Source organism: Bacillus sp. YC2 (assembly GCF_019891195.1).
Classification (GTDB): Bacteria; Bacillota; Bacilli; order Bacillales; family Bacillaceae; genus Bacillus.
The window spans coordinates 35,665-62,511 of the sequence record NZ_JAHXDO010000013.1; the positions used below are offsets into that span (position 1 = coordinate 35,665).

The 26,847-nt window shown below is 49.5% G+C and carries 2 protein-coding genes; both read right to left on the minus strand.

The genetic code is table 11. The annotated features are described in order from the left end of the window. Positions 1-7 precede the first annotated feature (7 nt). A complete protein-coding gene (locus KY305_RS17185; RefSeq protein WP_223063575.1) occupies positions 8-16,318 on the minus strand; it encodes a non-ribosomal peptide synthetase in 16,311 nt (5,436 codons plus the stop codon). Beyond that, entirely contained in the window at positions 16,308-26,834 is a 10,527-nt protein-coding gene (locus KY305_RS17190) for an SDR family NAD(P)-dependent oxidoreductase (RefSeq protein ID WP_223063576.1), read from the minus strand. The genes KY305_RS17185 and KY305_RS17190 overlap by 11 nt, the downstream gene beginning before the upstream one ends. Positions 26,835-26,847: the final 13 nt, after the last annotated feature.

Genomic DNA, 26,847 nt, shown 5'->3' on the forward strand with positions numbered 1-26,847 from the left:
CTCCTCCTTAACTCAGTTGTTGTACATGTCTTGTTACTTTAGGCCGATAGCTTCGCAGTTTTTGCATCGCCGAGCCGTGGTGTTCCGGATATACTTCAATGATTTCATCAGGCTGTTCATCCGGTTCTTTCTCAGGTTTCATCATGACAAGCTGGTTCAGCGGCCCGCCGAGCAATCGTTCCAGCGCCGCCATCGCTTCAGGCGCTTCAATTGAACCTACACCGGCCTGTTTCATTCTTTCTTGATATTCAGACGATGACACGATTCCGACGCTGCCCCAATAGCTCCAATTCATCACGGCTGCCGTACACGGCCAGATTTGAGATAAATGAGCGGCAAAGGCGTCCTTAAAGCTGCATCCGGCGGCATAATTGCTTTGCCCGGCCGCCCGTGCGAACGATTGGACGGATGAGAAGAACAAAGCAAAGTCCAGAGGCTCTTTTTGAAAAACGCGAGCCATATTCACGCTGACATCGACTTTTGCGGCAAGCACGCTTTTGAAGCGGCTTTCCGGCATATGAGCCAGACTCTGATCCTCTAAGACGATCGCAGAATGAATGATTCCGTTAATCCGCGGGTGCATGCGTTTGATCGTTTCATACGCGTATCGGAGCTCGTCTAGATTTGCCGCGTCGGCTTCGATATAAACAGGAGCAGGGCCTATTTGCGCAAGCCTGTCGATTTTAGCTTGGATGGCGCTGTCATGTTTTCGCCTGCCGATCCAAATGACGCGGGCTTGATAGGTTTTTACGGCGTATTCACTCCATGCTTCGCCGATTCCGCCGGCGCCGCCTATGACGACATATACGCCGCCTTTTTGATATGCGGGCTGACCTGATACTTGCTGCTGCACAGGAATGAGACGCTGTTTGTACCAGCGATTGTTTCGATATGCCCATGTGTGTCCCTCTGGGTCAAACGGCACCGAGAACAGCTCAGCGTCTGATACATCACCAGGATCTCCGGCGTCGATCAGCCTTGTTTTCCAGTTTGGATATTCTTTTGCCAAGGAGCCGATCAAACCGTGAATGCCTGCATGAACAGGACTGACGATGTCATCCGGCAGAACGGATTGGGTCATCACCGTTACCGCAGTCAGGCTCACTTGCTGACTGTCATATCCTAAAGCAAGCATCGCTTTTATCACTCTGTACATCTGAATGACGCCCTCGTCCTGAGCTTTCACCATATCCTCATAGCCGCGGAAAGGGGCAATCCAGACGATGTGGTCAAACGGCCCGGCAGCTTTCATTTCAGCTGTAACAGCCTCTATTTCGTCACCGGGGGCTATGAAGAGCCTTTTTGCAAACGGATGCTGCCTTTGAAAAGCCGCGCTCTCCTCGTCTCCCGCGATAAAGAGAACTTGATCTTCACGAAGCAACGGGCTTTTGTCACGGATGTCCGCATGGTCCCATACAGGGGCCAGCAGGTTCGCCCCGTTTAATGATTTTTCCGGAGCCGTTTCTTCCATCATTCTTGAAGAAATCCCCTTGATTCTGACACAGACACGCCCGCTTTCGTCACATAAGTCGATATCAAGGCGCTGTATTTTCCCCTCCGCTCCCCGGGAGTTGACATATGCCCACATGCGGGATGTGCACGGACTGAAAATGTCAATCTCCTCAAGGGCGAACGGCAGTGACAGCTGATTGTCATCGGCGTGAAGTTTCAGCCCGATTGTGGCTTGCAAGGCAGAATCAAGCAAACACGGATGCAGAACATATTGATCTGCCGTACCTTCAAGGGTTGAAGGCAGCATAAGCTCAGCTAATGCTTGATTGTTCCCGATGTAAATTGTTTTGATTCCCTGTTGTCCGGGACCGTAATCAATTCCGATTTTACTGAATAAGCCGTAACACTCTCCGGAAGTCAGCATATTTTCTTCGCATTGAGCTTTCAGCGCGGCCAAATCACGGCGCGGAGCCTCTGCAGCGCCGAGAATGCCGGCCGCTCCCTGACAGTGAATCTGCCGGCCGTTTGATGCTGTCTGTGATGCGGTATAGATGTCATAAGCGATCTCGCCGTTCTCCTTCGGAACAAGGCTGATCTCAGCTTCTATCGGCTGGCCGGCCGCTTCTATCGGCTGAACCCAAACGATATTTTTCAGACGGATGACAGATGGATGTTCCTTTTGTCCTTTGACTGCCTGAGTAACGGCTGCACGGGCCATTTCCAAATAAGCCACACCCGGCATGACCGGTTTGCCTTTGATCATATGGTCAGTAAAAATCGTCTCTTGTCCCGTAAAGACGGATCGGAACCGCTGCTCAGTCAAATCTGAGATATTTTCATGCAGCAGCGGATGCAGCACCCGCGCCGCCGTCACATCGGCTCCCGGTTTCTGCGCTTTTGGCCGGTTATCAGTGATCCAGTACCGCTCTTTTGCAAACGGGTAGGTCGGCAGACTGACTCGCTTAGGCTGCGTTTCCTCGTATAGGCCATCCCAATTCATATCGATTCCTTGCACCCACAGTTCAGCAAGCTTGTCAATCTCGCGGCGTTTTTGCCACTCTTCGATATTCTCTCGGACATTTCCGTTTGCCATCATTGCTTTCATTGCTGCTTTATCCGTTTTACCTTTATAGATGCCGGAAATGTCATAGCGTCCTTTGGCACAGCTGTTCAGCTTGTCCCGCAGCTCTTCGGCCGATAAAGCGATAATGGCCGCTCTCTCTTCCATGGCATCACGGCCGGCCTGCAATGTATAGGCCATGTCGAAAAGCTGACCGTCTCTAAAGGAGGTATCCGCCAGCTGCTGCGCCTGTTCCTTCAGACGTTCCTCATCCTTTGCCGATAATACGAAAATGTGAGGCCTTTTTGGTGTAACAGCTTTCTCAGCTTGTCTCGGTATATATTCTTCAATGACAACGTGCGCGTTGACTCCGCCGATGCCAAATGAACTGATTCCCGCGCGGCGCGGTACATCATTGCCTTTTTCGTCTTTCAGCGCGTTCCATTCTCTCTTTTCCTGTACGATGTAGAACGGGCTGTCCTTCAGCTTGATGTACGGGTTGATCACCTCGCTGTGAAGGCTTTTCGCAAGTGTTTTATGCTTCATTTGCATTAATACCTTGATGACACCCGCGACACCCGCAGCAAGTGACAGGTGGCCGATATTCGTTTTTGCCGACCCTAAACCGCAATGGCTTGTATGCACGGCTGAATCTCCGTTTTTTTCGTACAGCTTTTGGAAAGCGGCTTTCAGCCCGTTAATTTCTACAGGGTCGCCAAGCTCAGTTCCGGTTCCGTGGGCTTCAATATAGGTGACGGTTCTCGGATCGATGCCCGCTTTTTCGTATGCCGTTCTGACAACTTCGGCCTGCGCTTTCGGGTTAGGCGTAGTCAAGGAGTTCGCGCGTCCGCCGTGATTGACCGCACTGCCTTTGATGACGCCGTAAATATGATCGCCCGCCTTTTCTGCTTCTGATAGTTTTTTCAAGAAAAGAATACCCGCGCCTTCACTGACGGCAAATCCGTCAGCCCGGTCTGAGAACGTTTTGCATTTTCCTTCTTTGCTCAGCGCTCCGGCTTTGTCATAGGCGATATGTCCTTGCGGGGTGACGACAGTATTGACACCGCCCGCGATTGCCATATCGCAATTCCCATTTTCAATCGCGCACACGGCGTGATGAATGGCAACTAGCGAGCTTGAGCAAGCCGTGTCGATCGGTTCACTCGGGCCGTGCAGGTTCAGCATATAGCTGACACGGTTCGGTCCCGCTGACGGGCTCATATTAGCGGCAGACGCCCCGCCGATGTCCAGATCCGAAAATAACGAGCCGTAGCCTGTATTCCCCGTGCCGATATAAAGACCTGTTTTCGTGCCGGAAAGGCTTTTTGCAGAGTATCCCGCATCTTCTATCGCTTTCCAAGCGTACATCATTAACAGGCGCTGCTGGGGATCCATCTGCTCGGCTTCCAACGGAGAAATTCCGAAGAACAGCGGATCAAAATCCGCGACTCCGTCGATAAATCCGCCCCATTTTACGTTTGTTTTATTTGCTTCATACAGCGGGTCGCCGTAATACTCACGCCAATCCCAGCGATCAGCGGGCACCTCTGTAATGCAATCCGCTCCTTTTTCAAGGTTTTTCCAGTATTCATCAATATCTTTTGCTTTCGGGAACACCCCGCTCATTCCTACGATGGCGACCGGCTCAGAAGTTTGTTTCATCTCTGTCTGAACAGGCTTTATAACCGGTTTGGCAAATCTTTTTTTGCCTGTCAGCCTGATGTCTGTATCGTTTTTTGTGCGAATTTGTTTTTCTTCTTTCGGCTGCGTCCGGTCTGTAAATTGCGTTTTATATTCTTTTGATAAATACGCCGCTAATGTTTGGATGGTGGCATATTCAAAAAATATCGTCGGCGTGAGATCTAGATGGTATGTTTCGTTCAGCTTGTTTGCGAATTCCGTCAATGTGATGGAATCGAAGCCGTATTGGTTGAACTCCAGATCTGTATCGATCTCTTCAGGTTTTATTTTAAGAAGCGCGGAGACCTCGTCTGCCAGCAAATCCTGAAGTTTTGCCGACAAGCCCTTCGGAGCGGCCGTTTCTTCCGCCGTTTTGGCCGGTGCAGCCGATGAAGGCGCTTTTTGGAGCAGCTTTTCCTGCATCACCTCACGAATTCCTTCCATGACGAGCACGCTGGTTTTTCCCGTGTTCCACGCTTGATAAAGCGCTTCTATCCCGGTTTCTGTCCGCATCGGCGTCACACCGGTTCTCTTCATCGTGAGCTTCGCCGTCTCTTCATCTACTTGCATACCGCCGTCTTTCCACAGCGGCCAATTGATCGACAGTGTATGCCCGTGGCGGTACATCGCAGTAACAAGCGCGTTGCGGTATGCCGCATAGCTATCCATAAATGCGTTTGCTGCCGCATAATCCGCCTGTCCCGGATTGCCGGTGACACCGGATATGGATGAAAAGACGATGAAGAAGTCCAAAGCCAGATGCGTGGTTGCTTCATCCAAATTGACAAATCCGTCTGCTTTAGGCGCCAATACGCCGTGCAGCTCTTTTTTCGTTTTCTTTACAACATATTGATCCTTCATTACACCCGCGCTGTGGATGATGCCGTGTAGGTCTCCGTATTTTGTCTCTATGCTTTTTATGACGTCAGCAGCCGCTTGCGCTTCCGTCACATCCGTCTGTCTGTATTCCGCGTTTGCTCCTAGCATCTTGAGTGACTCCAGCTGTTTTTGCTGATTCGCACTTAATGCGGAACGGCCCGTCAGAATAAGTGTCGGCTGATTCACTTTTGCGGCGATTTCCTTTGCGAAAATAAAGCCAAGTCCGCCGGCTCCTCCGGTAATAAGATAGATGCCGCCGTCTTTCCACGGGGTGCGGATGTTTTTGTCAGGGATGGCCACTTCCTTGACGTCAGCGCTGTATCGTATGCCGTTTTCATATTTCACGCGGCCGTCATCGGCATGATTTTTATTCTCTTTTATGATGTCAGCGATTTTGCCGTTTTCGGCCGCCTCCACTTCGATGAGCTGGGCTTTTAGTTTTTTATTTTCCAAGCCGGCGGTTTTTAACAGACTTGAAAGCCCTGAGAACAGCTGATGTTTATCCGTTTTAGAGAGGACGGCTTGTACAAGCACGTCTCCTTCCGGTTTTTCCGCCAAAATTTGCTGCAGCGTTTCTAATACCTGCTCGGCATAATCGCGGTAGCGTTCCGCCGCTCCCTTATGCGCGGAGGCCAGCTCAATGCATTCGGCGCCCGCAACACCGGCTTCAACAGTTTCTTTTGTTCCGGCATTTGTTTCACAAAGCATCACGATATGCCGGGCAAAAACAGGCGCTGGCTGGTCTGCTTTCTGGCTGTTTCGAGTCCATACAGGTTCAAACATCAGCGTTTCTAATGTTTCCGCTTTTTTCGCCGGTTCTTTTTCAGCTGACCTGAAGGACAATCCTTTCAGCCGGACACAAACCGCACCGTTCTCATCACAAATATCAATATCGCGTTTTTCTACGCGGTCTGCCGCTTTGTTATCTTCAGAAAGTCTGGCGTACACCCACATGTCAGCAGAACACCTGCCGAATACCTCAAGCTCCTGAACCGCAAATGGCAGCATCAGCTTTTGATCGTTTGTCCCGGTCAATATGCTTGATGCCTGCAGCGCCGAATCCATTAATCCCGGATGCATGGTGTAGTCCTCTAAAGTATCCATACAAGCAGGATGCAGCGACAGTTTGCCTAAGACGAAATTCTCACCAGTATAAATGGCTTCGACACCCCGGAAAGCCGGACCGTAATCAAAGCCGATCATGCGGTACGTATCGTATACTTCGCCTACAGTAAACGGGCTTTGGACGCATTGGGCTTGCAGATGCTGCAAATCAAGCACGGGGGCTTGCGCTTCTGGATGGACAGATGCAGATCCTTGGCTGTAAACGATCGGATCAGCAGTTTCTGAATAGCTGTAAATATCGTATTGAACGTCATCCGTATCGTCAGGAACGAGCCGGATGTTTACGTCTAATGGCTCCTCATCAATTGTGATCGGACGCACCCAAACCGTATTTTTCAGTTTCACGCTTCCTTCTCCTGCTTGCAATTCGGCCGCTTCTTCCATCGCTGCCCGCGCCATTTCAAGATGTGCGACTCCCGGTAAGATCGGCACGCCCTTGACTACATGATCCGCGAGGTAAAATTCTTCACCCGTATAGGTGGAGCTGAACCGCTGTTCTGTCAGATTGGATGTATTCCGGTGCAAAAGCGGATGTAATACTGCTCCGGCTCCTGTAAAAGCGGTGCCTTTGCCTTCATTTTTATGCGCGGTGCCGGACACCCAATAACGGTCTTTTGCAAAAGGGTATGTCGGCAGGCTGATGCGTTTAGGCGGATGGTCTCCGTACAGCTTCGCCCAATCGACATCTAATCCTTTTACCCATAATTCAAGCAGTTTCGCATATTTCCCGCGCGCCATCCATTTTTCCACGGCTTCTTGAATTTCTTCATCCTCGGTCAGCATTTGCAGCGTGCCTTTGTCGATTCTGCCTCTGTACAGGTCAGCACTCTCGTCTTCATTTACAAATTGAGACAGTTTTTCTTGCAGTTCTTCAGCGGTGCCCGCAATGATCGCCAGACGCTCTTCCATGGCGTCCCTTCCCGTTTGGAGGGTATAAGCCATAGAAACCAAGCTCAATTGATCGTACCGCTTTTGCTGAATTGCATGTTTCAGCTGCTCAGCTTGTTCTTTCAAGCGTTTTTCATTCTTGGCCGACAGGACGAAAAGGCCCGGATGCTGGTGAGACTGATCTGTTTCCTCTCGATCGGTCGGAATGTATTCTTCTATGATGATGTGGGCGTTGACGCCGCCGATTCCGAATGAGCTGATGCCCGCGCGGCGCGGCTGTTCTTGGCCTCGTTCATCTTTTTGCGCTTGCCAATCCATCGTTTCCCGCACGAGATAAAACGGGCTGTCCTCGAGCTTAATGTACGGATTCACCGTCTCGCAATGAAGGCTTTTTACCAAAGTTTTATGCTTCATCTGCATCAAAATTTTAATGATGCCCGCCGCTCCGGCTGCGAGAGATAAATGACCGATATTCGTTTTTACCGATCCTAAGCCGCAATATCCCGTCGTTTTGTCTTTCTCGTCAGCGAATGAGCTGAAAGCTGCTTTCAGACCGTTAATTTCAACGGGATCTCCAAGCTCTGTCCCGGTGCCGTGGGCCTCGATATACGTGACTGTTTTCGGATCGATGCCCGCTTTTTGGTATGCGGCTTTTATAACTTCCGCCTGCTGTTTCGGGTTGGGCGTTGTTAAAGAAGCCGCCCGGCCGCCGTGATTCACGGCGCTTCCTTTGATCACACCGTAAATATGGTCTCCAGCTTCTTCAGCCGCTGTTAACCTTTTCAAGAAAAAGAGACCGGCTCCTTCGCCATGCGCAAAACCGTCGGCTTGATCTGAGAACGTTTTGCATCGCCCTTCTTTGCTCAGCGCGCCGGCTTTATCAAAGCTGATGTATACGTCCGGCAGAATAATCGTATTGATTCCCCCTGCCAAAGCCATGTCGCACGTCCCTTCTTCAATGGAAGAGATGGCGTGATGGATGGCGACGAGCGAGCTTGAGCAAGCCGTATCAATCGGTTCGCTCGGGCCGTGCAGATTGAGCGTGTAGCTGACGCGGTTCGGTCCGACTGACGGACTTGTATTCGCCGCTGATGAACCCTCAATCGCCGAATTCGCATTGGCCAGCAGTGAGCCGTATCCTGTATTTCCCGTACCGATAAACACACCTGTTTTTGTGCCTGACAGACTCTTTGCTGCATACCCCGCATCCTCTATCGCCTTCCACGCGTACGTTAACAAAAGGCGCTGCTGAGGGTCCATTTGTTCCGCTTCACGAGGAGAGATGCCGAAAAACAGCGGATCAAATTCAGCAATTCCGTCAATAAACCCGCCCCGCTTGACGTTGGTTTTATTGGCTTCTTTTGCAGGATCGCCATAATAGTCCCGCCAATCCCAGCGGTCTTTCGGAATTTCTGTCATGCAGTCTTTGCCCTCTTTAAGGTTTTGCCAGTAGGCGTCAATGTCTTCGGCCATCGGGAAAATTCCGCTGATTCCAACGATGGCAATCGGCTCACGCTGCGTATCATGGCGTTTTGTCTCTGGTTTGGCAGCAGGCTGAGTCCGGCGCCGCTTTACAGCTGAATGCATGTTTTGAGTCTTTCTCGCCGGCTCGGCGGCTTGATTTGTTTTCGTGCTTACCGTAAACCGTTTAGCGAATTCAGCTTCGTATTCTTCGGTTAAATGGACGGCAAATTCATGTATCGTCGGATGATCAAAGAAAATCGTCGGTGTCAGCTTAAGCTGGTACGTTCGGTTTAGTTGGTTTGTAAATTCCGTCATCGAAATGGAATCAAGCCCGTATTTTGTCATTTCTTCATGATGGTCAATACTGTCAACCTTTACTTTTAACAAAGCGGATGCCTGCTGTTTTAACAGATGTTTCACTTTTTCAAGCAGGCTGTCAGCGTCAATGTCATGCCGCTTTTCAGTCTCAGCTTTCGGCTTATCGTCCTGTTGGTGAAGCAGCTTCGCTTTAATGTTATTCACATCTCCTTCAAATACCGTCATCCGGGCTGCACCGCTCATCAAGCCTTGATATAAAGCGTTGATGCCTGCTTGTGTGCTCAGCGGCGCAACGCCCGCTTGCTGCATCAGCATGTCTTTTGTGTGCTGATCCGCACGCATTCCGCCCTCTTTCCATAAAGGCCAGCTGACAGAAAGCGTCTTCCCGTATCTTTCTCCTGACTGTGTAAGAGATTGCCGGTACTCAGCATACACATCCATAAAGACATTTGCCGACGCATAGTCGGCTTGGCCGATACTTCCCAGCACTCCTGATAAAGACGAAAAAACAATAAAGAAATCTAATGTCTCATTTTTGGAGGCTTCATCAAGGTATACAAGGCCTTTCACTTTAGGAGCCAGTACTTCTTGGAATTCTTCGGCCGGCTTTTTCACCATGTAGTTATCCTTAATGATTCCGGCGCTGTGAAGGATGCCGTCAAGCTTTCCGTACTTTTGTCGGATGCCGCGGATTAATTGGTATACCTCGGCTTCTTCTGTGATATCCGTTTGCTCGTAGCATACAGAAGCGCCCGTGCTGCGCAAGCTTTCAAGCGTGTTTTCCTGCTTTTCTCCAAGAGCGGAGCGCCCGGTTAAAATGATGACAGACTCTTCCGTACGTTTCGCTATCTCTTTTGCAAAAATCAGGCCTAAACCTCCGGCGCCGCCCGTAATGAGATAAACCCCTCTGTCTTTCCACGGAATGTCCGGCTCTTCTTGAGGTACGTCCATTTCTCTCCAATCAGCAATATAACGCTTGCCGTTTTCATATTTCACATGTGCATTTTCCGGGTGCATTTGATTTTCTGCTATTTTTTCTGCAATGCCTTCGGCGCTTTCTTTGTCTTCTGCTTCTATCATTTGGCAGGTCAGTTTGGAATGCTCCAGGCTTGCTGTTTTGAACAGACCTGTTATCCCTGTGAACAGCTGCTGCAGCCCTGTTGACCGCGTGACAGCCTGAAGGAGAATACGCCCCTGCGGCTTGCTTTTGAGAACGGTTTTGATGTGTCCGAACAGCTGCCCCGCATACGATTGGAAACGCGCTTCAGCAGAGCCCGGACGCGCATCCAAGGTAAAGACGCTTGCGTGTTCAAGCTTCCCTTCTATTGCTTTTTTGACAGCTTCATCGTATTCACAAAGAAATACGATATGCTGATCATACGGAGATGCTTCGCCAGACTTTGCGGCAGTTTGTTCAGTCCAGACCGGTTCGGCTAACAATGTCGCAGTACGGCCGGCAGAAAGGCTTGAATTCGTCTCTTCTTCCATGATCCGCGTGGAAAATCCTCTCATGCGGATACATACCTCTCCGTCACTGTCACATAAATCAATATCCGCTTTTTGAATAAGGTCGCCGGCTTTATTATTCGCACTGAATGTGACGTGAACCCACATATCAGTAACGCATGATTTCAGCACTTCAAGCTCCTCTAAAGCGAACGGCAACGCGGCTTTGAACGGTTCGCCGTTTTCTGCCAGCTGTGCTCTCGTCACATTCTGCAAATATTCGGCGGCTTGCAAGGCTCCGTCCATCATACTCGGGTGAAGGACATAATCGTCTTTTGTATGTGACACGGATTCAGGGAGCTTCAATTTGGCAAGCAAGCGCCCGTCCCCTCGGTATACGAGCTGTACACCCTTGTACCCCGGGCCGTAATCAGCTCCGATCATCCCTCTGTAAAATGCTTCAGATTCCATTGTTCCCTCGGTGCATTGACGCTGCAGCTGATCAAGATCCAATCTTTCCGCGCGGCCTTTTTGTATGATTTCCGCGATGCCTTGATTATAAAGAGGAGGCTCTTCACCGGATGCTTCCGGCTTTCCATACATTCGGTAATGAATCTGCCCGTCCTCTTCTTCATAAAGTCCGATATGGACATCAACCGATTGCTGATCGACTATTACCGGACGAACCCACACGATATGCTTTAAGCGCATGGATAAAGATTCTTCTGTTACACCGCCGATGCCCTGTTCCGCTGCGGCTCTTGCCATCTCCAGCGTTACGGCAGCCGGTACGATCGCCATTCCTTTGATGATATGCTCAGCGATAAAATACTCTTTTCCCGTGAACACTGAGCTGAACCGCTGCTCCTGCAAAATGGATGTATTTTGATGAACCAATGGATGCAAAAGCTTTGTTTCAGCTTGTTTTGCGTTTTCTTCCGGCCAGTATCGTTCCTCCGCAAACGGATAGGTAGGCGCGCTGATTCTTTGCGGCATTGATTTGTTATACAGCATGCGCCAATCCACACGCACGCCCTCAATCCATAATGCGGCCAATGCGCTCAGCTTTTCTTCCGCTGTTTCTGATGCCGCTGCTTCTTCCATCTGCTGAGGTGACGCCTCTTTGTTTCTCACTTTTTCGCCTTGTAAAATGTTCTTGTCACTGCCATTGATAAATTCCTGCAGCTGGTGTTTTAAATCATGGATATCGTTTGTGATAAAGGCAGCTCTGCTTTCCATTGCCTCACGTCCAGTCTGATACGTATACGCTAAGTCCCGCAAGGACACATCAGTTTCGCCTTCATGCAGGAAGTCTAATAAAGCAGCCGCGTATGCTGTAAGGCGCGGCTTGTTTTTTGCCGATAACGGAATGAGATAAGGCGGCTGATCATGGGTTGATTCACCGGTCGTTTCTTGCCGGTATTGTTCAAAAATCGCGTGTGCGTTTGTTCCTCCGAGCCCAAACGAACTTAACGCGGCGCGATGCGGCGTCTCTTTCTCCGGCAGCGGCTTTCTTTCATTCACCACATAAAACGGCGAGCCGTCGAATTTGATATTCGGATTCGGTTTCGTGTAGTTAATGGTTGGCGCAAGCTCCTGATGGTATAAACTCATAGCGACTTTAATGCATCCGGCCAAGCCGGCCGCTGTATCCAAATGTCCGATATTCGTTTTTACAGAACCGATGCCGCAATATTGCTCTTGATCCGTATATTTTTTATATACTTGCTGTAAGGCGGACATTTCAATCGGATCGCCTAATGTCGTGCCTGTGCCGTGTGCTTCTATATAGGAAACGGTCTCCGGATGAATGTTTGTGCTGTCTAAAACATTTTGGATTACCTCTGTTTGGCCTTTTACACTCGGTGCGTAAAAACCGACTTTATCCGCCCCGTCATTGTTGAGCCCGATGCCCCGAAGCATCGCGTAAATATGGTCTCCGTCTTTTACGGCTTGTGACGCTTTTTTCAGCAGAATAACGGCAGCCCCCTCTCCGCCGGCCATACCGTCGGCTGAGGCGTCAAACGCTTTGACATGCCCGTCGCTTGAAAAATTCAAACCGGTCTGATGCACATAGCCGATGCTTGTGCTTGCATGCAGAGTCGCGCCGCCGACGAGCGCATATTCTGATTCTCCGCCCGTTATGCTTTTATACGCTGAATAAAGACCGACCAGTGACGACGAGCAATTTGAATGGACGAAATAGCTTGGCCCCTTTAATCCGAGCTTATGGGAAACCATCGTCGGAATTGTACCGCTCTGAGCCAACACCCATGAAACATAGCCGTCAGGAGAGTCATGGCCTTCTGTCGTTTTCTCCGGTAAAAGCGACCTGTATGAGTTATTGCTCGCAGACATATAAACGCTTGTATTCGGAATGTCTTTTGCCACATATCCCGCGTCCTCGACCGCTTTCCAAGAATGAAGCAGCAAAAGCCGGAGCTGAGGGTCCATAAATTCAGCATCTTTAGGAGAAATGTGAAAGAAACCAGGATCAAACAAATCTTTTCCTTCTATTGTTGATAACGCCGGAACATAATCCGGGTTTCCGATCAGATCTTCCGGAACACCGGCTTCGCGAAGCTCTTCAGCCGAGAAGAATCGGACGCTTTCTTTGCCTTCTTTTAACTGCTTCCAAAACTCACGATGATTTTTCGCACCCGGGAATTGACAGGACATGCCTACAATCGCTACGCTGTCTTCAAAATAAGGCGGCATCGCATCATATGTCTCTTGTGCTCTTTCTCTTTCATATTCATCAGGCAAATACGTTTCATCCGCCTGTTTCGTTTCGACGATAAATTGGCTGATTGCCTGAATTGTAGAGTGTTCAAACAAATCTGTGACGGTAAATCCGCATTCAAGCTCCTGTTTGATTCGTTCAGCCGCCGCCACAGCAAGAAGTGAGTCGCCTCCCACATCGAAAAATCCGTCTTCCGTTCGGATGCCTGTCGTATTCAGCAGCTCTTCCCATATGCGGGTGACCTTGGCTTCCGCTTCTGATAACGGCATCTTGCTCACGATTTCTTGTTGATGGACAATCGCTTGACGCTGCTCAAGGTCTTTCCGGTTCACTTTTCCGCTCGGCGATAATGGCATTGCGTCCAAGCGGATAAAATGCGCAGGGACCATATAATCCGGCAGACTCGATAAGAGATGCTGACGCAGCGCTTTTGCATCTGCTGCATGATCGGTTCGCGCTGTATAATACGCTGTGAGTTTTTTATGGCCGTTTTGCTGCTGGACAACAACCGCCTGATCAAGAATGTCCGGGTGTTCACTGAGCTTTGTTTCAATCGCGCCCAGTTCAATGCGGAATCCGCGGATTTTCACTTGGCTGTCAATACGGCCGGCATATTCAATATTTCCGTCCGGCAGCCATCTGGCTAAATCGCCTGTTTTATAAAGTTTTTCCCCTTCCTGAAACGGGTTATCAATAAACGATTTCGCCGTCAGCTCGGGCTGTTTATAATACCCTCTTGCCAAACCGGCTCCCGCAACGCAAAGCTCGCCGGCAACACCGTCGGGAACGGGGGTAAGCTTTTCGTCGACGATATAAGCCCGTGTATTGTCAATCGGTTTGCCGATCGGCGTATTCCGGCTCGTGATCTCCTCATGATTGCAGCTGTAGTAAGCGGCATATATGGACGTTTCCGTCGGGCCGTATATGTTTTCGATTCTGGTATTTTTAAAAATTGAGACGGCTTTTTTGACAAGTTCTTTCGGAAAAGCCTCACCCGCGACCATCACATATTTAACAGGACCGTGCTCTGTAAATGACGTATACCGTTTTACCGTTTCCAGAAACACATTAAATACGGCAGGGGCGAAATTCAAATGCGTCACCTGATGAGTCTGAATATAATCCATGCAAAGCTGCGGATTTTTTTCTCCGTCCGGCGGCAAAATGACCAGACGGCCGTTTCCGATAAACCAGCCGAATAATTCTGATATTGATACGTCAAATACATAATTCGTTTTTAACAAATACGCGTCCTCTTGTCCGACCGGGTACTCGGCTTCCAGAAATTGCAGTGTATTCATGATGGCCCGGTGCTCAACCATGACGCCTTTCGGTTTCCCCGTACTGCCGGACGTGTAAAGGATATACGCAAGGTGATGCGGTTCTGTAAGGCGCTCCAGTTTCTTCCCTGCGAGAGAGCGGCGGCTGTCTTCAATCTGCACGGTGCTGACGCCGGCATTTAATTGATCGATCCTGCCCCGTGTTTTTGCTTGCGTTAATACGATTGAGACACCGCTGTCGGCCAATACGTGCGCTAATCGCTCATTCGGAAACGCAGGGTCCAGCGGCACATATGCTCCGCCTGCTTTTAAAATACCGAGTATCCCGATGACCATCTCAAATGAACGCTCCGTACAAATGCCGACCGGGCATTCCGGACTGACGCCCTTTTCCTGGAGATACGCGGCAAGCGCTGTGCTGCGTTCATCTAATTCGCGGTATGTAAGACTTTGTTCACCGAAGATCACAGCTTTTTTATCAGGATAACGCTCCGCTTTTTCTGTAAACACATCATGAATGCAGCGCTCGTTTGACGTATTATATTTCTGTTGCACGCCTTGTTCTTTATGAAGCAGGCCAGAGCATCCTTCAAACGTGACAGCCGGATCAGAAAGGACTTTTTCTGCCAGCTTTACGTAATGCTCAGCCATCCGTTCGATAGAAGAAGCGCTGTATATATCCGGGTTGTACAGAAATTGCAGGACGGTTTCATTTTCTTTTTTATAGACTTCAAGCGCGAGCTCGAATTCCCCTTCTTGATGAATCTCCTCTATCATTTCAATGCCGAGTGATTCATATTGTTCGCTCAGCTTTTCGGCGCCTTCTGTCTGGAAGAAATTTTGATAGAAAAAGGCGGTTTGAAAAACAGGCGATACTGCCGGTGAGCGATCAGCCTTCAGTTCTTTAACAAGCGCCGGAAACGGGTAGGCAGCATGGTCTAAGCCTTCTGCAAGCGTCAGCTGCAGTTCCTTCATAAACGCCGTAAACGATTTACTGCCTGTTTCCCTGCTTCTGACCGCGATCATGTTAATGAAGTATCCGATCACAGACTCAAATTGAGCCTCAGACCGCCCCATTGTCGGCATACCGACGATCACATCATTCTGATTCGTATATTGATAGAGCAAACCTTTGAAAATAGCGAGAAACACAACGGATTCATTTACATTATGAGTGCGGGCGGCAGCTTTTATTTGCTGGTTCAGTTCATCAGGAAGCAAGCGCTGATACGCCTGCCCCCTGCAAGTTTGAACCGAGGATCTCGGATAATCGGCCGGAAGCTCAAGAACCGGCAGCGGTCCGTTAAGCTGCTGTTTCCAATAAGAGAGATACGCCTTCCCTGTGTCACTCTTTAACAGCTCTTGCTCCCATAAAACAAAATCATGGTAATCTGCCTCTGCCAGCACAACGTTCGGCTCTTTGCCTTCGCTCAATTTCGTATACGCGTCTAATAATGCCGTCATAAACGTCATAAGTGACACGCCGTCAAAAATAATATGGTGTATGGTAATCAAAACAATCGATTTCTGCTTCGCCTGCCGGAACACATGAACGCGCATTAACGGCCCGGTTTCAAGCGCAAAAGGTTCTTTTGCTTTTTCCTTTATAAACGGCACGATATCACGTTCGCTGAGATCTGAAATATCCATTTCCTCAGCCGTCAAGAGTGCGCCGGGCTCCTCAGTCTGATAAGGAAGGCCGTTCTCCTCTTTTATAAGACTAGTTAAAATGGGATGCTGACGCTGCACAAACAAAAGGGCATTTTTAAATGTCTCTATATCCAGCTTTTGAAAACGAAAGCATAACGGGATGTTATAAGCGCTCATCTCGGGAAACATCTTTTGAAGCATCCACAAACCTTTTTGGCCTTCTGAAAGCGGACGTTTTGCAGATGTCCGCTTCAAGGCATGAAGCTGCCGTTCGACCTCGGCGATGGAGAGAATTCCTGATCTGTAGGCATCGAGAAGTTCTTTATGATTCATACGTTTTACTCCCTTCTATGATGTCTTGCACTCTTTCAAAATCTAATGTTCCTTCTGAGACTTGTTTCATCATGGCGATGATCTCCTGATCCGTGTACGGCTCCTTGTTTTCAGGCTCAGCGGTTTCTGAATCGGTCTGAACCGGCGTCTCTTCTGTCCGGTAAAACCTCTCGATCGCCTCTTCATGTTCTGTCAGATAGTATTTCATGAGATCCCCGAGCGTTGCATAGCTGTAAAATAACGCCGGTGTCACTTCAATGCCGTAATGTTTCGATAAGAGAGCGGCGAATTTTGCTAAATAGATAGAATCAAATCCGAATTCCGCCCAATTTTTATGCAGGACGAGCTTGTCCTTGGATATTTTAATCAGGCTGTGAATCAGCTCTTTCATATCCGACTCAAGGCGTTCCTCCACGCTTTCAGCCTGGAGCGGCGCTATTATTTCAGATGGAGCTGGCAGTTCTGCCGAGGCTTGCTGACGGATTCCTAAAAAGCGCTCAGCTCGGCTTCTTTTTCCGGCAATGACCAGATACTGCGAGTCTTCTTGGGATATAATACGCTCGAATAAGTCAATGCCTTCTTCTGTTTCTAACAGGCGCTGGCCGCTTGATTTCAAGTACATTCCCGTCGTCTCTTCACCGCCGACTCCCATTCCGCCGTTTTTCCATACCGGCCAGTTGATCACAAAGGCTTTCCCATGCGCTGCACGTTCGTTTTTATATTGTGCGTACGCCATTTGGAACCTGTTCGCCGCCGCATAATCACAGCATCCAAAGTCTCCCAAAACAGCCGAGGTGGAAGAGAAGTAGCAGATGAAATCTGGCGTTTCTTCTTTCAGCCACTCGTCAAGAAGCAGGCTTCCTCTCACTTTCGGCTCAATCGTCTGTTGGAAATTCTCGATTTCTTTCTCAAAAATAGACGTTTTGCTTTCGATACCGGCCGCATGAATGACGCCGTGAATTGCCCCAAACCGTTCTTTGGCGCGCTTTATGCAGTCACCCATGCCGATCGGATCGCAGACATCGGCTTCAGCATAAATGACGCCCGCTCCCAGCTCCATGAGTTCTTTCATTTTTTCTTTCTTTTTCTCATCGATTGGCGATCGGCCCGTGAGAACGACATTGGCCTGATAATTCCGGGCCAGATGACGGGCAAATAAGTAACCAAGGCCTCCTAATCCGCCTGTAATGAGATATGTTCCGCCGGTTCTGAGTCTGTTGTTCCCCCGCGTTAATTGAGCCCGATCCATATGATACACAAAGCGTGTTCCCTTTTCATAGAAAGCGGTATGTTCTGTTTCGCCCTTCAGCTCTGCCCATATTTTCTCCATCCAGTCAGTCATCGTTCCGCCTGCTTTTTGGAAAAGGCCGGTGATGTTTGTTTTCGGAAGGACGATGCCGAGCGACCGTTCAAAGCCGATCCACGACTCCAGATAGCATCTTTCAAGACCCGTTTCAAATGCTCCCGCCAGTAATACCCGTTCAGGCTGGAGCTTGGCTGCAGCCATTGCCTGCAATAGATAGACGATACATGAATAATCTTCTATACAGCTTTTGTCTTCCAGCGTCCATAAATATAAAACAGCAGAGGCTTCGCCATGTTCTTTTTGAATATGCGTAAAGGCTTTTTCATAGGAATGCGGATCTTTCCGCGCCACTTGATAGCTGCCGGAAGGAAAAGCTTCGTACCGGTCCCCCTGTGCTATAAAAATGACTTTTGCTTCACTGTCAAATGACCGGACTGCCGAGACGGCCGCCTGCTGCTTCACTGGGTCAGAAAGGAAAGAAATCAGCGTTTTGATTTTCTTTTCTCCTGCTTGCGGCACGGCCTGTTCTTTCAGCACTTCCCGGAAAGCCATCACCTCAAAGCGCTCCACTGTGTCTTTTTCAGCAGATCGTTTGCTCACAGGAGCAGCTTTTCGTTCTGCGGGCTGCTGGTGCCAAAAGCGTTCTTTTGCAAACGGATAAGCAGGAAGACTGATGCGTGCCGGCGGAATGTCGCCGTACAGTTTCGCCCAGTTCACATCCACCCCTTTTACCCAAAGCTCAAGCAGTTTTGAAAATTTGCCTTTGCTTATCCAAGCATCAATGATGGCTCCCATATCCTCATCCGCCGCAAATACGCTGAGCATCCGTTTGTTTTCTTCCGTTCCGTCTCGGTACACCCCGGCGGTCTCTTCCCCAGTGATAAACGCATTCAGTTTTTCCTCAAGTTCTTTAAGCGAATGAACGATAACGCCGAGACGCTCCTCCATCGGTACACGGCCCGTTTGAAGAGTGTAGGCCATATTGATAAGATCTGAGTCGTCGTACCTGTTGTCACGGATGGCGGCTGTGAGCTGTTTTGCTTTCTCATTGAGCCGTTCGCTGTTTTTCGCAGACAGCACGATTATTGCGGGCGGATAAGCCGGTTGAACGGGCTCTTTGTCAGCAATATATTCTTCTATGACCAGGTGGGCATTCGCTCCCCCCGCGCCGAAGCTGCTTAATCCCGCCCGTCTCGGACATTCTTTGCCGTCGATGACAGGGCGTTTCCACTCACCGAGCTCCTGCTGAACGATAAACGGCGTATATGCGAAATCAATATTAGGGTTCAGCTGTTTCGCGTGCAGTGACGGAGCAATCTTGCGGTCTTTCAGCTGGAATAATATTTTGGTCAGTCCGGCAATCCCGGCCGCGCTTTCGCAATGGCCGATATTTGATTTGGCGGAGCCGATGGCGCAAAATTGTCTGTCCGTTGTTTCCTCTTCAAATGCTTTTGTTAATCCGGCAATTTCAATCGGATCGCCTAATGCCGTTCCCGTGCCGTGGGCTTCAATATAGCTGACGGTCCGCGCCGGGACATTCGCCCTTTGAAGAGCTTCTTTGATTAGTGCGGCTTGTGCATTCGGATTCGGAACTGTGTAGCCGTTCGTTTTGCCGCCGCTGTTGAGCGTGCTGCCTTTAATAACGCCGTAAATATGGTCGTTGTCGGCAATCGCTTTGTCTAATGGTTTTAAAACGACAGCGCCTACACCCTCTCCGTCTGTAAACCCGTCCGCGCGGTCTCCGAATGATTTGCATGTATCGCTTGCAGACAGCATGTTCATGACCGATAGATTCATATAATGAATCGGATCTGTGACAATATTTACGCCTCCTGCAATGGCACACTCGCTTGACCCGCTGTATATGCTTTCAAGCGCCAGGTGAATCGCCGTCAGGGAAGAAGAGCAGGCTGTGTCCACTGCAATGCTCGGCCCTTGGAAGTCAAAAAGATATGATATTCTGTTGGCGATGGACCAATAGCCGTAGCCGGTCGGATAGTTTTTGTTCATCGCTCCGGCAAACACGCCGATTTTTCTGCTTTGACACAGGTTATCAGGCGTGTAGCCCGCGTCTTCGATACTGGCGTAAGCCGTCTCTAAAAACAGACGCTCTTGCGGGTCCATCCGCTCTGCTTCTAAAGGAGAAATCTGAAAGAAGAGCGGATCAAATTTGTCCATATCCTCTATAAAGCCGCCCCATTTCGTATAAATAGAGCCTTCTTTTCCTTTTTCTTCATCGTAATAATCCTGCCAGTTCCAACGGTCTTCCGGAATTTCTTCAATGCAGTTTTTTCCCTTTTTAATATTGTCCCAAAGAGCGGCGGCCGTTTTTGCTTGCGGATATCTGCCTGAAACGCCGATGATGGCAACGTCACGTACTGTATTCTGCGGCGCTGTCTCTGCCGTGATCAGTTTTTCCCTTCGGTAACGGCGGGATGTCTGAAGAGGCGTCACAGGTTTTGCCTCCTGCGGTTTTGAAGCTGTCTCCGGTTCTGCTTGAACAGGCACAGCTCCGGTCAATTTAATCATCGCGTCTCTTTTTGTTTTGATTAAGTGTTCGACAAGAGCATCGATCGTCTGATATTCAAAAAATAAGGTGCTGCTGACTTGGTCTAAGACATTTCGCAACGTATTTGTCAGCTGTACGACGACGATGGAATCGATTCCGTATTTCTCAAGCGGCGCTTTCGAATCGATATGGCTTGGCGGAATTTTTAACGTTTCTCCTATTAATGTTTTCATATACTCCGTGCTTTTTTCCTTTAAGGAGACGTCACTTTTTTGCACGGCCGCCTGCTGATCAGCAGGCGGAGCCGGCTGGGCTTGCGGCGCTGCATCCCGATTCCCGGATACAGTCTGCAAAGTCTGACGGACGATGCCGTTGCTGTTAGCCGCGATGATCTGATGACTCAAATCGTGTGCCGCTTCAGCAGGGAAAAAGACCGAATGGTAGCCTTCGCTTTCTAACACTTGCTTCCAGCTTTCAGGATACAGGCCCGGGCACCCCGGAATGCGCAGCTTTGTATCTTCATGAAGCCACCAGCCTTCAAGCAGTCCGAAGGTAATATGCGGAAACAGGCTGTTTCCCGCCATTTCGTTTAAAAGCAGCAAACCGTTATGCTTCAGAACCGCTTTTGCGTTTCTCAGCGTTTGGCGGATGTCTTTCGTCGCATGAAGCACATTTGCGGCAACGACAATGTCGTATGCGCCGGGATCTATGTCCTGATGAGAAAGCGGCGCTTCTGCATTAAAGATTTTATAAGTCAGATAAGGGTTCTTTTCGCCATATTCGGTTTCAGCATGCACGAGAAAGGCTTTTGATAAATCGGTATAGCAGTATTCTTTTATATTGTTCTGATACGGCTTCAGCTTTTCAAAGATTCCCGCGCTTGTTCCGCCGGTACCAGCCCCGATTTCCAATATGCGGATAGAGGCTTCAGTATCTTGGCTGATCCGTTCTTTCACATAGGCTGTTAATGTGTCGGAAAGCACGCTGTTAAAGTAATCAGCGACTTGATTATGCTTATATATCCCTTCAACAAGTTCCATGGAAGAGTGAGGGAACATGATATCCGTCGCCGGCACGTTTTCCCGTAAGATGTCCGGCAGTGCTTTGAGCATCGTTTCAGCTAAAACGGACATCGCTTTCGTATTGGCGTTATTCAGCCACTCTCCTTTTCTCCGCTCCCATTCCTGCCATATCGAGCCGCTTGCCCTTTTTGCCCGGGCAGAAAGGGTAAATGAATCCGTATCTCCATCAAGATAACGATGCTCCAGCAGGAAAGCCACACTTTGTTCGAGCCATTTTTTAAAATAAGCATGCTCAGGCTCATACGCTTTCATGCTCTCCGGTGTTAACAAGCCTGCTTCCTTAAGCTGGGCGATCAGCAGCTGATAAAGAAAATCATCCAGCTCCCCGTGTTCAGCGCCTCTTAACGTTTCCGCTTCGGGCGGGCGCACATCCAGCTGTGCTGCAGCGGTGAGAGGCTGCGGCAGATAAACGGACATCTGTTCTTGTTCATTCATGCCTTCTACAGCAATTGGTTTTGTCGTATGAATGAAAGCCGCTTGATGCAGAGGCATGGTCAAGAGCGCTTCTAACGCCTCCATCGCGGCATCCGGTTCAATCAATCCAAGTCCGATTTGATCCATGAGCTGAACAAAATTGCCGTCTTCAGCGGCTTCGCTGTTCCCCCAATATCCCCAATTCATCACTTTCACCGGGCAGTTCCAGTTCAATTCAAGCTCTTTCGCGAATGCATCACTAAAGACGCAGCCTGAAGCATAGTGGCTTTGTTTCACATTATGGATAAATGCCACAAGTGAGGAGAAAAAGAGCGCAAAGTCAAGCGGCTCCCGCTCAAACACTTTTGCCATAGACACGCTTACGTCGGCTTTTGCCTTCAGCACCGATCTGAATTCATCTAGATCCATACTGTTCAGGCTTTGCTCAGAAAGATCCATTGCCGAATGAATGACACCATTAATGTTTGTGCAGCGCTCTTTTATACGGTGATAAGCCCGCTCTAATGAGGCACTGTCGGCGGCATCGGCTGAAACATACTCAGGAGCCGGACCGTATGCGGCAAGCCTGTCCAGCTTTGCCTGTATCGACTCATTTATCCGGCTTCTTCCGATCCAAATGACGCGGGCCTGATAGCGGCGGATCATATATTCACTCCACGCCTCGCCGAGATAACCGGCGCCTCCGATGACGACATATACGCCGCCTGTTTTATATAACGAGCCGTTTTTCGGAACGTTTGCGAGCGGAATCAATTGCCGCTCGAACAGCTGCTGTTGGCGGTACGCCCAAATTTGCCCGTTTTTCTCAGCTGACAGAGATATTACATCGTTGATCGGCCAGATGCCGTCCTTTTCCGTGTCGATCACGCGGATATTCCAATGCGGGTATTCTTTCGCCATCGTTCCCGCTAAGCCGCAAATGGCAGCTTGAGACGGATTGGCGCCGTCATGCTCACAAAACGGCTGGGCTTCCTCTGTGACAAAGCACCAGTTTAGGTTTTTCTCCCCGTATCCCAATGTAAGCAAAGCTTTCATCAGCTTAAACACATGAAAAACGTTGCGTTCCTGCTCTTTGAGACTGTCCGCTGAATCGGCCTGCGGGGCGAGCCAAATGATCTGTTCCCATGCTGATGCTTCGAGCATTTTCGTCATGAAGGTGATATCATCCGTGCTTCTGATAGGCAAAAATGCCGCGTTTGGCAAATGCCGTTTGATAAGCGTGTGCTGGGATTCGGTTCCTCCGAATACTGCAGCTTGTCCTGCCAGCGTTTTGACATTGCCGTTTCGTTTAGCTGCAACCGGCTCCCAAGCAGGAATCATCATCGTATGGCCGACGGGCGGCTGACCGGTTTGGGTATTGTCAAGCGCCCGGACAGACGCGCCTTTCATCCTTACATAAACCGTACCGGTATCATCACAAATATCGATGTCAAACTTCCTTACTTTGTCCTCTGCTTTGCTTCCTTCACTGTAGCGGATATATGACCACACCGCTTCCGGGCACGCACCGAGTACTTCCACTTCCTGCATCGCAAACGGCAAAGAGAGCTGATGGCTTTTGGCATCGTCATGAATCGAGCGGACAAGCAAGCCGATGGAGGCGTGAAAAGCCGCGTCCATTATGCTCGGATGAAGCGTATATTGCTGTCTGCTCTCTTTTACGGCAGACGGAAGTGAAATATTGGCGAGCAATCGGTCTTCTCCGATCAGCAATTTCTGAACGCCCCGATAAGCCGCGCCGTAATCAAGCCCAATCTTTTGAAATGCATCATAGCACTCAGCTGCAGTCACCGTCTCCAGGCTGCATTGCGCCTGTAAAGACGCGATATCTAACTGTACATCTTCGGCTGCTGTAATGACCGCTTCACCTTGGCTGTGAATGACAGGATCTTCATTTCTTCCTTCCGCCTCGCTGTATATTTCGTAGGTAATCTCTCCATTATCCTCAGGATAAAGGGCAATATGTATTTCCTTCGGTTCGTTTTCAATGATGATCGGACGGACCCAGACGACATTTTTGAGTGAGATGCATTGATGTTTTTCCTGCACACCCGCCGCTTTTTTCACAGCCTCTCCGGCCATTTCCAAATAGGCGACTCCCGGCAATATCTTTTTGCCGTCTACGACATGGTCAGAAAGGAAAAATTCATCTCCCGTAAAGACAGAAGTGAACCGCTGCTGTGAAAAATCAGATGTATTCTGTTGTAAAAGCGGGTGCAGCACGATGCCTGACGGACTTTTTTCTTGTTGCTTTTGCTGCGGAATCCAATAACGCTCTTTGGCAAACGGATAAGTCGGAACGCTGATTTTCAGCGGTTTATGTTTGCCGTACCGCTTGCTCCAATCCACATGTTTCCCTTCCGCCCATGCCTCGGCAAGCTGCTTCACATTATCCGTTTCAGGAGCGGAGGTGCTTTCCGGCATCTCGGCTTGTCCGCGCCAGCAGTCCGGTATGTTTTCTTTTCCGTTTGCGAAATCGTTCAGCTTCTGCTTTAGATCATGGATGTCTTTAACGAAAAAGACAACTCGTTCCTCCATTGCTTCACGGCCTGTCTGGAGCGTGCAGGCAATTTCAGAAAGTGACGCTTTTTCAGGCAGTGACTGGGCAAGCTTTTTTGCATACGCTGACAGCCTGTCTCTATTTCTCGCGGAAAGCGGAATGATCTTGCATACGTCGTTTTCTAATACAGTGCCTTGATGTGCAGGCGGAATGTATTCTTCTAAGATGATATGCGCGTTTGAGCCTGATGCCCCGAAGGAACTGAGTCCGGCTCGGCGCGGGTAATGAGTCACTTGTCCGTTCTCTTCAGCTTTCGGCTTTTGCCACGGAGCTGTTTCTTGCTGCACGTAAAAAGGTGATTGATCGAGCTTTACATACGGATTTAATTCTGCGGAATGCAGGGATTTCACAAGCGTTTTATGATGAAGCTGGAGCACCGCTTTGGTTAACCCGCTGATGCCGGCCGCAGACTCGGCATGGCCGATATTTGACTTTACTGAACCGATTGAGCAAAATTTCTTATCGTGCGTTCCTTGGCTGAATGCTTTTGCCAGCCCTTCAATTTCAATCGGATCTCCTAACGAAGTTCCCGTTCCATGGGCTTCCACATAGCTGACTGTCCGCGGACTGACACCCGCTTTTTTCAGGCATGCCTCAATGACATCTGCCTGTGCCGCAGGGCTAGGAACGGTAATTCCGCTTACTTTTCCTACATGGTTAACGGCGCTTCCTTTAATCACGGCATAAATCCGGTCGCCGTCTTGTTCGGCTTTCTGTAAAGGCTTCAGTAATACCGCTCCGACGCCCTCTCCGGAAACGTAGCCGTCCCCATCTTTGCCAAACGTGCGGCACCGCCCGTCACTTGAGTGCATGCCCACGCTTCCGTAGCTGATATATTTCGCCGGATGCAAAGACAGGTTTACTCCCCCTGCTAACGCCGCTTCACATTCTCCGCTGCGGATGCTTTCAATAGCCAGGTGAACGGCTGTCAATGACGAGGAGCATACCGTATCAACCGCGATGCTCGGGCCGTGGAAATCACAGTAATACGACACCCTGTTGGCGATTTGAGCATAATTAAGCGAGACGGGAAACGGATTTGTTTCCGATAATTGTTCTGCGCCGATCAATGAGTAATCCTTATGCATCACGCCCGCAAATACGCCGATTGGGTGTTTTTTTCGTTCGTTTCCGCCAAGCGTCTTAGGCGTATAACCCGCGTCTTCAATCGTTTCCCAGCACGTCTCTAAAAACAGGCGTTCCTGCGGGTCCATCGTTTCTGCTTCACGCGGCGATATTCTGAAAAACTGCGGATCGAAGCAGTCGGCATCGTCGATAAAACCGCCCCATTTCGACACTGTTTTTCCTGACGGAGACGTCACGTCTGCATATGTCCGCCAATCCCAGCGGGACTTCGGAACTTCGGTGATGCAATCAATTCCGGCCTTGAGATTTTCCCAAAACTCTGCCACATTTTTCGCTTTCGGATAGCGTCCGGCCATTCCGATAATCGCGATATCTCCGGCTTTTTCACGATCTGCCGGTTCGGACGCTGTTTCAGCTTCAGAAGAAGGTGTGCATGAGGGATTCGCCGCCCCTTCAATTGAAACCGTTTCTTTCAGATAGGCTGCCAGTTCTTTTATGTTCGTATATTCAAAGAGAAGCGTGGGCGCAAGGGCTGCGCCCGTCTTCATGCTGATGTCCTGAACAATTTCAAGTAAAGATGAAGAGTCCAGACCGAGTTCATAGTAGCCGGCAAGGATATCCAGTTTTTCTGCGGGCCTGTCCAGTTTTTCGGCTAAGAGCTTGCGCAGGAAAAGGATGATTTCTTTCTCGTTTGCGCTTTCCGGCTCACTTGTTTTCTGTTCAGCTTTTTCTGTGAGTACGGCTTCTTTGTCACGCACCGCTTTTCCCGCAAAGTTTTTAAGCTCGGCCACCTTTCGTCCGGATTTGTTAAAGTACTCAATCGTCATGTATGTGAGTTCTTTTTCCTGACGGACGGCCGAAGACCGGATACGCGCCGCGCACTCTGTTTGCAGAGTGTCCGCGGCCGCAAACGATTCATAGTATAAGGGCAGGTGAAGGCGGTTTGTTTCAGACAGCAAACCGCTTGCCCCTATGCCGCTCGCATCCAAAAGAGCCGGGTGGAACAAAAAAGCGTCCTTTCCTTCTTCGGCTGACAGATCAATCAGCACGCTGTCGTCCGTTTCATACAGCCGCCCGCTTGATTTCATCATGCCAGAGTGCGCCAAGTCATGGCCCAGGCAGCGATTATACATATCATTCAGATCAGAGGAGCGTGCTGATTGTTTCCAATCGTTGAAGTCAATGGTTTCGTCAAACGTGACTGCATCTCTTTTATGCATTTCGGCCGTCGCATATTGGATTGGCTCTGACAGCTCATCTCCTTGCTGTTTCTGCCCTGAAAGGGAGATGGACCACTTTCCATCTCCGCTTTCTGAACATTGAATGGTCAGAATGATTTTATCCGTTTCACTGACGGTTAAAGGCTGATAAATCGTCACGTGTTTCAGTTCGAGCTCATTGTACGCACAGCCGTGCTCTTGAAATACTTGATACATCAAATCTATATAGGCAAGACCGGGTAATAACGCTTCACCAAAAACCTTATGGCCTCTCATGATAGGATGATCCAATGAGAAATTGATTTTTTCCGTTATCATTTCTTCCCACTCC